This is a genomic window from Achromobacter maghribensis (genome assembly GCF_057334215.1).
Genome location: NZ_JBHFII010000047.1, coordinates 84,225 through 93,855, shown reverse-complemented (window position 1 = coordinate 93,855; position 9,631 = coordinate 84,225). Strand labels below are relative to the sequence as shown.

Genomic DNA, 9,631 nt, shown 5'->3' with positions numbered 1-9,631 from the left:
CCCCCGGCAGCGTGGCGATGGCCGCATCGATCTCGGCGAGTTCGATGCGGTAGCCGTGCAGTTTGATCTGGTCGTCGACGCGGCCGCGGAAGGTGACCAGGCCTTGCGCGTCGATTTCGCCCAGGTCGCCGCTGCGGTACCCACGCTTGCCGTTGCGCACGAACATGCGCGACGCGTTCAGCTCGGGGCGGTTCAGGTAGCCGCGCATGACGTGGTCGCCCGCGATGCTGATTTCACCGTTTTCGATGAAAACCTCCGCATACGGTTTGGCACGGCCGATGGGGAAGGGATTGGGCGCGGCCGCGCGCAGGTCCGAGTCAATCTCGACCCAGGTCGTAGAGCAGGTGGCCTCCGTCGGTCCGTAGGAATTGATGATGCGGGCGTGCGGAAACCGCTGCCACAGTGCGTCAGTCAGGGAGGGCGTCAGGGATTCCGCGCCAAACACGAAGACGCGCAGGTCGGGCAGATGCGCGTGATCGAAGTCGGGATTGAACAGCTGCTGCCGCACGAACGACGGTGTCGAGGCCCAGACACTGATGCGGGAATCGGCCAGGTACCGGAGGAAGGCGTCGCGTTCGGCGATGATCTCGCGCGGGCACAACACGCAGGTGCCGCCCAGCGCCAGTGCGCCGACCCAGTTGAACAACGAAAAGTCGAAGCTGAACAGCATCTGGTCCATGAACGCGGGCGCGGGCTCCAGGCTCAGGCAGTCGCGGATCCAGCCTGCGAACAGCGTGACGCTTTCGCGGCCGATCTGCACGCCCTTGGGGTCGCCTGTGCTGCCGGACGTGAACATGATGTAGGCCAGCCCCGCTTCGGCAAGCGGCGCCGGCGCGGCGCAGCCGGGTTGGAATGTGCGGGCTTGCGCGTCGTAGCGCAGGCTCGCACGCACCAGCTCGCCGATGCGCGCGATGCGGTCGGGCGGATTGATGACGTCCACCGGCACGAAGGGCACGCCCAGCCGCAGGCACCCCAGGATGGCCACCAGGAATGCGGTTTCCTTGTGGCCCGAGATCGCAAGCGGCACGCCCGCCGTGGCGCCGGCCTGGCGCGCGGCCTGTTCCCACGCTTCGGTGGCGGCCTTCAACTCGCCCCATGTCGTGGCGCCTTGCGCGTCGACGACCGCGATGGCGGCGGCGTCGACCGCAGCGTTGGCAAAATCGTAGGTGTTGAAATCGAAACGCATGATGCCGTCCTCCAGGCTGCCGGCGTGCGCCTCAAGCGCGGGCGTTCTCCGCGATGAATGCGGCAAGCGTATGCACCGATTCCAGGTGCACGTCGATTTCGGTCGGGGGGATCTTGCAGCCGAACTCGCGTTCCACGGCCAGGGCCAGGTCCACGGCGGCCAGCGAATCCACCAGGCCGGAGTCGATCAGCAGTGTGTCCGGGTCGACCTTGGTCAGGATGATGTTCTCGATGATGTCCGAGACCTTGGTCTCGATCGCCTTGATGTCCATAGGATGCTCCAGGACCGCGACGCGGTCAGAATTGAAAATAGAGGAACCGGGTTTCCTTGTGCAGGTTTACCAGGCAAAGAAAGAGCAACACCAGCATCGCGGCCAGCCAAGCCGCGTTGGGGCGCCAGCGCATGAAGGTGCGAGGTGCTTCCTGCATTTTGAAGAGCGCGGGCGAATAGCGGCCCAGGATCTGGTGCGCATTGGGCGTGAACCAGGCAATGCCGAGCAGCACGATCGCGTAGACCAGCTGCAGGTGGTGGCCCACGATGACGCGCCAGGCGTCGCCCCACGCCAGGCCGGCCACATGCGTGGACAGGTCCAGCGATTCCATGCCGCGCATGCCAACCATGCCTTGCATCAGCAGCATCGCGTCGCCCACGCCATGGGCGCGGAAGAACGCCTGCGCCACCAGCACCGCCACGAAGGTCAGCAGAATGCACAGGCCGCGCTTGACGGCGCCGACCTGGCGCGCTGCGGCGGGTTTGCGGCCCACGACGAAGATGCGCCAGGCATGGTTCACCGACAGGTACATGGCGTGCAGTAGTCCGAAGACGATGAACTGCAAGCCCGCGCCGTGCCACACGCCCGCCAGCGTCATCGTGAACAGCGTGGGGACCACGATGCTGCTGGCGAATCCGCCCGGCGTGCGGATGCCCGCGGAGCCCACCGGCAGGTTGCGGTTGGTGCGCCATTTCGACACGGCCATCGCCACGGGGTAGTAAAGGTAGGCGGTGATGTAGCGGGTCAGCGTCATGTGCCAGCGGGCCCAGAAGTCGATGATGCTGCTGGCTTTGTAGGGCGAATTGAAATTCAGCGGGAAACGGATGCCGAACATCTTGGCCAGGCCCAACGCCATGTCCGAATAACCCGAAAAATCGAAATACAGTTGCAGCGCGTAGCAGACGCTGGCGCCCCACGACCCCCAGAACATCAGTTCGCCCGGCGCGGCGAAGCCGGCGTCCGCATAGGGCGCGATGCCATCGGCCAGCAGCACCTTCTTGGCCAGTCCGATGACGAACAGCATGGCGCCGACCGACAGGTTTTCAGCCTTGAAGCGGTAGTTTTCGGGCTGCGCGAACTGCGGCATCATTTCTTTGTGATGCAGGATGGGGCCGGCGATCAGGTGCGGAAAGAACGTGACGAACAACACATAGCTCAGCAGGCTGCGCTCTTTCACCACGCCGGCCTTGCAATCCAGCAGGTAGCCGATCTGCGTGAACGTGAAGAACGAAATACCCAGCGGCAGGATGATGTCGTCCATCGTCGTCTGGGTCACCCCCAGGTCGGTCAGGAAGTTCAGCAGCGTGGCGAAGTACTTGTAATGGAACAGCAGCACCAGGTCCGCGCCCACGCCCAGTCCCACGATCAGCCCCTGCAGCCGGGGCCGTCCCGCGTTGTGCAGAATCAACTGGCTGATCACGTAGTTGAAGGCGATGGAGCCAGCCAGAAGCACCACGAACTGCGGGTTCCACCAGCCGTAGAAGACCAGCGAGGTCAGGCATAGCCACAACGCCGCCAGGCGCACGTTCAGTGGCCCCAGCGCGTAATAGACGGCCAGCGTGACCGGCAGGAAGATCAGCAGGAACAGGTAAGAGTTAAATAGCATCTTGGTTCGCTACGGCAGGCGGGCCAGCACGGCCTGTTCGTCCGGGGTGAGCGGCAGGGACAAGGCGTTTTCCGAGAATTCCCAGATCAGTACCTTCAGGCTCTTGGGCCATTGGTCGCGCTGCTTCAGCGCGATCTGCAACGCTCCCGAGAACTGCCCGCCGTCCAGGCTCATGTTCCAGACTTCGCGGCCCAGGCCGATGCCCAGCCGTTCCGCGAATTGGCTGCGGCGGCCATTGGACGTGCCCGCCAGCAGTACTTCCACGGGCGGCGCCTCGTCCAGCAGTCCGCCGGCGCGCACGGGTTCGATCTTCTGCTCCGATACCACTTCCAGCGTCGGGCGCCAGCCTGGTCGCGCATGCTCCAGCCCCGCCAGCACGATCAGGTCGCCCATCCGTGTCGTGGCGGGCGCGGGCGCATCGGTCTTGAACGCTTGCGTGCCGGGGCCTTGCAGCAGGGGCAAGGTCGCCTCGGCCACACGCTGCGCGGCGGCCTTCGCGCCCTGCGCGTTCATGTGCACGTCGGTGCGGAAGAAGCGGGGGGCGGGCGCGGCGCGCAATGCGTCGCGCAGGTCCACGAAAGGCACGCCTTGCGCACGCAGGGCATCCTGCCATGCGTCCAGCGTCTGGCGCATCGGCATCGACACCGGCAGGCCGCAAAGCCGGTCAGCTTCGATACGCGATTTATCCGGCACGGCAACGACCAGCACCTGTACCTGCTTCTTGCGCAGTTCATCCACCCAGTGCCGCATCAGGCGCAGGCGCTCATTGAAGACGTGGACGCCTGGCTGCGGGCGCAAGCCGTCGCGGTAGAACAGCCATTGCGGGCAGCCCATCGCGACCTGATCGCCCAGGTCGCCCAGCACGCGGTAGCGCACCGAGGCGTTCCAGGTGTCCACATCCGCCTGCCTGGGCATATGCATGGCCCTGTTCAGCACGCTGCCCGCCGATCCGTCGGCCCACGCGGACGGCGACACCTGCTCCGGGCCGATCTTGGCGTCGACCAGGCACCAGGCGCCCCAGCCCAGGCCGACCGCCAGCAGCAACGCGACCACGCAGGCGCTCAGCCGGTGGCTGGGCGCGGCGGCTTTGTCAGAGGGTTCCACGGCGCTACTTGCCAATGGCGGTCTTCATGCGGTTGCGCCAGGTGTCGGCGCCCATGATGGACGCGTTGTCCCATAAGCCCTTGGCGTCTGGTCCTTGCGCATAGGTGGGCTCGAACATTTGCCAGACCAGCACCTGCGGCTTGTTCTGCTTGAACGCGGGCGACTCCAGGTACTCCAGCAGCATGATCCACTGGCCGACGTTGCCGGGCTTCCAATTGACGGAGACCGGGCGGTCCAGCACGTTGGACAGCTTCTGCGGAAAACCGAAATACGGCTGCACCATGCTGTGGCCGGTCACGTGCACGGGGGCCGGCGCGTCGTCCAGCAGGCTCTGGTTTTCGGCCTGGCGGCGCACGGTGTAGGTCTCGCGGCCGGCCTGCTTGCGCTGGTCCGGCGTCAGGAACAGTTCGGCCAGATCGCCATAGCGGCGCTCGTTGACCACGCTGCCCAGCGGCATGCCGGTGCCGGGCTTGCCGGCCAGCGTCTTCACGTCTTGCTTGATCTGCTGCGCCAGCGCTTCGGCGGTGGCGTCGGCCGCGGCCTGCGTCCAGTGCTGGTCGGTGCGGTAGAAGACGTCCTTGCCGCTGTCCTTCACGCGCTTCAGTACGGCTTCGTCGTCGAAGGTCGACACGCCGGCCTGCTTCAGCTTGTCCTGGATGGTCTGATAGCGCTTCTTCACGTCGGCGCTCAGCGATTTCCCGTCGGGCAGCTTGTCCTGATAGAACAGTGTCTTGTCCGGCAGCACCAGCACTTCCAGCTGGATGCCCTTGGCGGCCAAGGCGTCGCGGGTTTCGCGTACCAGCTGGGTCGAGGCGTCGATGCCGCGCATGTCCACCCGCGTCAGGCTGCCCCAACCGGGGAACAGCCAGTTGTCCTTGCCCTGGATCACGAGGGATGAGCCTTCCTGCGCATGGGCGGCCACGGCCAGCAGCGCGGCGGACAGGCCAAGCGCCAGGCGGCGGGAAAAGGGAGAAGGGGTTTGCATGAAGACGGACTCCTTGTTCGATGCGGGTCGTCAGTACGACAGGGTCAGGTTGATGAACAGGCCGCGGGCCCGGTCGGCCGCTCCACCGCCGATGTTGAAGCGGTATTGCGTCGTCCAGTCCAGATAGGACCGTGGCGCGTTGTAATGGTCTTCGCGGAACCAGTAGCGGACGTTGAAACCGGGACCGGCTCCCAGGGACCAGGATGAGCCGTTGCCCACCAGGTTGTAGGAATCGGTGCCGTTGATGTCCAGGCCGGATACACGGTTCCGGTTCGACAACCAGTCCGCGCCGATCACGGCGTATGGAAAAAACACCAGACGGTCGCTGATGGCGTCCATGCGGTAGCTGCGGCCCACGCGCAATTCACCCGCGCCAAAGGCCTGGTCGCGCTTCAGCCTGCCCGATGATTTCTCGCCATCGACGCCCGTCGCATTGTTGCGCAGCCAGAATTTCGCGGGCATGTCCTGCCAGGAATAGCCCGCCTGCACATAGCCTTCCATCGTGAACCAATCGGGGCGGTCGATGCGCAGCGTCGTGCCTTCATACAGCCCGTAAGTCACATAGGCCAGCCAGCCGCCGCTACCGGCATTGGTTTCGTAGTGGGCGGTCTCGTTGTCTCGGTTGAGCTGGCAGCGCAACGCCGACGGATCCGGGCTGAACGTGCCGCGCCGGGTCGCGGTGCCCAGGTTGAACTGTCGTTCCAGGCCGAATGTCAGCCCCACCTCGGTGGAAGGCGTGAAGCGCAACCCCAATGAGCCCACCGTCGTGGGAATGCCGGCAAGCCCCTGATTGCTGGTCTCGTTGACGTCGATGCTGCCGCCGCACGGGTCGGACACCGTCTGGCTCGCGGTCTTGCCGCCTTTGTCGTACAGCGTGTTGGATAGGCGGCCGTACAGTTCGAAGACCTGGGTGGACGAATTCAGAAAGTCCGATGGCCGCCAGAAGATCTCGGCGGTGCTGAATACAGCGTCGCCCGGCACGGTAACCGCCGCGCCGCCCAGGCCTGCCGAGGCGGGCCGTGCGCCCCGGTAGCCGGCGGAAAAATAGCCGCCCCATTCGCGGTCCAGCCCCGCGATGCCGTTGCGGGTGTCGAAGCGCTGCTGCGGCGTCAGTTCCAGCCTGCCGGCATCGGCTTCGTCGATGGCTTCCTTCAGTTTGTCGACCGCGCCGCGTTTGTCGCCGACTCCCGACAGCGCATAACCCTCGTCCAGGATGACGGTCGGGGGCGCTTTGCCGGTGGCGCGCGCCGCCTGGAAATCCTGGAGCGCCAGCTTCGGCTCTTTCATGCGCTGGTGCAAATAGCCGCGCTGCATCAGTAGCGCGGGATCGTCGGGCTGGGCCGCCAGTGCCTCGCTCATGCGCTGGTTGGCTTCCGTCAATTGCGCGCGATTTCCGGCGGCCAGCGTGGTCGTCAGCAGGCGCTGGAACTCTTTGTTGGCAGGGTCTTGCGCAACTGCCTGGCGGGCTTGGGCAATGGCTTCCTGATAATCCTCGCGCGCATACGCCGCGTAAGCCAGCGAGGCAGGGCCGCCGCTGCCGGCGGCGTCCGAAGGCAGCAGTTCGCACGATGTGCCGTAGGGCGTGTCGCGGCAATCCTGCACCGGGGCGGGATAGTTGGCCAACGTCAGGGTCGCAGGCACCGCGGGCCGCGAGCGTGCGCGTTTGATGCGAGCCTCCGCCGCGTCGTCCTTGGCGCCCAGCGGTTGCAGCAGGGCTAGCGCGCGCGCGTTTTCGCCGGCGGCCAGCGACGCATCCGCGGCGATCAAACGGATATTCCGGCGCTGGTCGTCATCCAGCCAATCCTGCTTGAGGGCAGCGTCGAAATCCGCGTCCGCCAGGTCGGTCTTGCCCTGGCGCTGGCGCAGATACGCGCGCATGACCAGCGCCACGGTGTTTTCGTCGTCCTGCTTCATCGCGTCCGTCGCGGCGTCTTCGGCCGCCTGCAACTGGTTGTCCAGCATCAGGGCGCTGATGAGCAGCAGGCGATGGCTGGCGGTATCGGGCGCCAGCGCGACGGCCTGACGCGCCAGCGGCACGGCGTCGCCCGGCCGATTGGCAATCAGGGCCTGGTAGCCCGCTTCGGCCGGCTTGATCGCCATGCGCCGCTTCATTGTCTGCTGGCGGGCGGTCAAGTCGTTCTTGTTGGGCGCACCCAGCGCAATGGCCCGGGCGGCGGCAGCGTCGGCCTCTTCATACTTGCCCTGGGCTTCCAGCGCGTCCAACCACAGCATGGCCCAAGCGCCTTGCTTCGGATCGATGCGGAACGCCTGTTCGGCCCCGCGCGCGGCGGCCGGGTAGTCGGCACGGTTGTAGTCGGCGTAGGCGCGCGTGGCGATGGGAAAGCCGCGGCGGTAAGCGGAAGTCGTGGCCGGACCGCCGGATGCAACGCCCGCCGGGCGCGGCGCTGCCTGCGGCCGGAGATTGGCGCGGGCCTGCCGCAAGGCGGGGGTGTCCAGGCCGTTCTTGATCGCATCGGCGGCGGCCTGGTCGGCCTCTTTCAGCTTGCCCTGCTTTTGCAGCGAATAGACCAGCAGCAAGCGCAGCCGTTCCACGTCCGGACGCAGGGCGATGGCGGATTCCGCCTGCCGCTGGGCAAGTTCATACTTGCCCGCGTCGTAGTTCTTGTAGCCTTCATCGGCAAACTGCCAGGCGGCGCCTTCCAGCGGCGCTTCCGTCTTGGCCGGCGTCTGGCCCGGGGTTTGGGCGGAGGCGGGCGCGGCCGCCCACACGCATGCCAGCGCGGCGGACAAGATGAGCGAACGGGTCAGCAGAGTCATGTCGTCGCCGGTTTGTCTTTGGCGTGCGGGGGCGGCGGCGCCTCCTGTCCCGCTTGTTGGAAATCGATGGCCTCGTTGAGCGTGCGCTCGTCCAGCCAGCCTTGCTCCATCAGAATCTTGCCCAGTGGCTTTTTCTCGCGCGACTGGATTTCAAGCGCGCGCGACAGCGTGTCCTGGTCGATGGCCTGCCAGGACAGCAGCAGTTCGCCCAGCCGCTTGCGCTGCTGCGACAGTTGGTCGGTGCTTGGGAAGTCGTGCATGGTCTTGTCCCATGCCAGGCGCTTGCCGGTGATCAGGTGCATGATGAACAGCCGCCAGGCCCGGGCCGCCGCCATCGCATTGATGAAATTGCCGACGATCATCCGGGGGATCGACAGCATGGCGTGTTCCCAGCCATACATGCGCCCCACGAAGTACGCCCGCTGCACCACGCGCAGCAATAGGGCCACCGCATTGATCCACATCAGCGTCACCAGCCACCCGCCGGGCCGGAAATAAGAGGGGTAATACACCGTCCACCAGCCAAACTTGTCCGCCAGGAAAAACACGAAAAAGTTGGCCAGCAGCACATACGCCAGAATCGCAATGAACGACGTGATCAGCCCCTTGCGGTCGCGGAACAGCAGGTATCTGGTCGCCAGTGATCCCGTCCATCCCACTTGCTGCCAGCCCTGCAGGCCGATCCCCAGCGTCCAGCGCGCCTTCTGCCGATACGCCGTGCGAAAGGTGTTGGGAAAATATTCGCGCACACCCAGCGGCATTCTGATGGTCGATATTTTTTCAGGCCCAAGCCCGAACCACGACCGCCGCCGCGTCACGTATTCCACGCGGAACTTGCCGAAGATCTGCTTCATGCCGCGCTGGGCCAGCCGAGCGCCGATGTCATAGTCTTCGGTCAGCGTGTCCGTGTTGAACGGCTGGTTGTTGGTTTCAGCGGCAAGTTCCACCATCGCATGGCGCGAAAAGCAGGTGCCCACGCCGGCGGACGGCACCATCTTGGACAGGCTTTCGCGCACCACCAGGTCCTTGGTGTGCCACTCCGCGAATTCGTCCATGTAGCTACCGGCAACCAGTTCATACCAATGGCGCTCCAGCGACGTCACCGGCAGCTGGATGAAGTCGATGCGCGGCAGCAAATAGTTGTAGTACTTGAGCTCCAGCGGGTGCAGCACGTCCTCGCTGTCATGCAGGATGACGCCGGCGAAGGGCACCGGTTGCTTCTCGTCCTGCGCGAAGATGGCCTGCACGATCCAGTTCAGGCAATCGGCCTTGCAGGTGGGGCCGTCGTGGGGCACTTCCACCCGGATCAATTGCCGATACCGCCGACGCATGCGCTCCACTTCGTCGATCGTCCGCTGGTCGTTCTGGTACGTGCCGGCGAAGATCATGTAGTTCTTGTATTCCAGCGTCGACACCATGGTCTCGAGCATCGACGAGATCACGTCGTACTCCAGCCACGCGGGCACCATGATCGCCAGCGGCTGTTCCTCCTTGGCGCGCAGCTGTTCAGCTGAAAGCGGGGTGTAGCGGCGCTTGACCGTCAATGAACGCTTCAGCTCGCGCACCCAGTACCAGGCGTCGATGAACAGGTCGTCCAGGCTCGACAGAAGGATGACCACGCCCACGATGGCGGTCACGACTTCCAGCCCACGGTAGTAATCCGCGATGAGGTAGGGCCAGTAGAGCGAGGACATGGCGCTT

At 65.3% G+C, this 9,631-nt stretch carries 7 protein-coding genes; all 7 read right to left on the bottom strand.

Annotation, left to right across the window (positions count from 1 at the left end; all coding sequences use genetic code 11):
* Window positions 1-1,186, bottom strand: a 1,186-nt coding sequence (locus ACE039_RS20415; protein ID WP_485823205.1) for an AMP-binding protein, incomplete at its 3' end; no start/stop codon positions are given.
* Window positions 1,187-1,217: 31 nt separating this feature from the next.
* A complete protein-coding gene (locus tag ACE039_RS20410) occupies window positions 1,218-1,457 on the bottom strand; it encodes an acyl carrier protein (protein ID WP_105554984.1) in 240 nt (79 codons plus the stop codon).
* Window positions 1,458-1,482: 25 nt separating this feature from the next.
* Window positions 1,483-3,063: an MBOAT family O-acyltransferase gene (locus tag ACE039_RS20405; protein WP_485823204.1), complete on the bottom strand. Its 1,581-nt coding sequence runs from the start codon at window positions 3,061-3,063 to the stop codon at window positions 1,483-1,485.
* A gap of 9 nt (window positions 3,064-3,072) precedes the next feature.
* Window positions 3,073-4,167, bottom strand: coding sequence for an alginate O-acetyltransferase AlgX-related protein (locus tag ACE039_RS20400; protein WP_485823203.1), 1,095 nt, complete (start codon window positions 4,165-4,167; stop codon window positions 3,073-3,075).
* A 4-nt stretch (window positions 4,168-4,171) separates the two neighbouring features.
* The gene (locus tag ACE039_RS20395) at window positions 4,172-5,152 is read right to left on the bottom strand and encodes an alginate O-acetyltransferase AlgX-related protein (RefSeq protein ID WP_485823202.1); all 981 of its coding nucleotides are present in this window, start codon (window positions 5,150-5,152) and stop codon (window positions 4,172-4,174) included.
* 30 nt (window positions 5,153-5,182) lie between these two features.
* Window positions 5,183-7,930 (bottom strand): NfrA family protein, encoded by a 2,748-nt coding sequence (locus ACE039_RS20390; RefSeq protein ID WP_485823201.1) that lies wholly within the window; start codon window positions 7,928-7,930, stop codon window positions 5,183-5,185.
* Complete coding sequence (locus tag ACE039_RS20385) at window positions 7,927-9,624, bottom strand: glycosyl transferase family protein (RefSeq protein ID WP_485823200.1); 1,698 nt, start codon at window positions 9,622-9,624, stop codon at window positions 7,927-7,929. Before ACE039_RS20385 ends, ACE039_RS20390 begins: the two co-directional genes overlap by 4 nt.
* Between the last annotated feature and the right edge of the window lie 7 nt (window positions 9,625-9,631).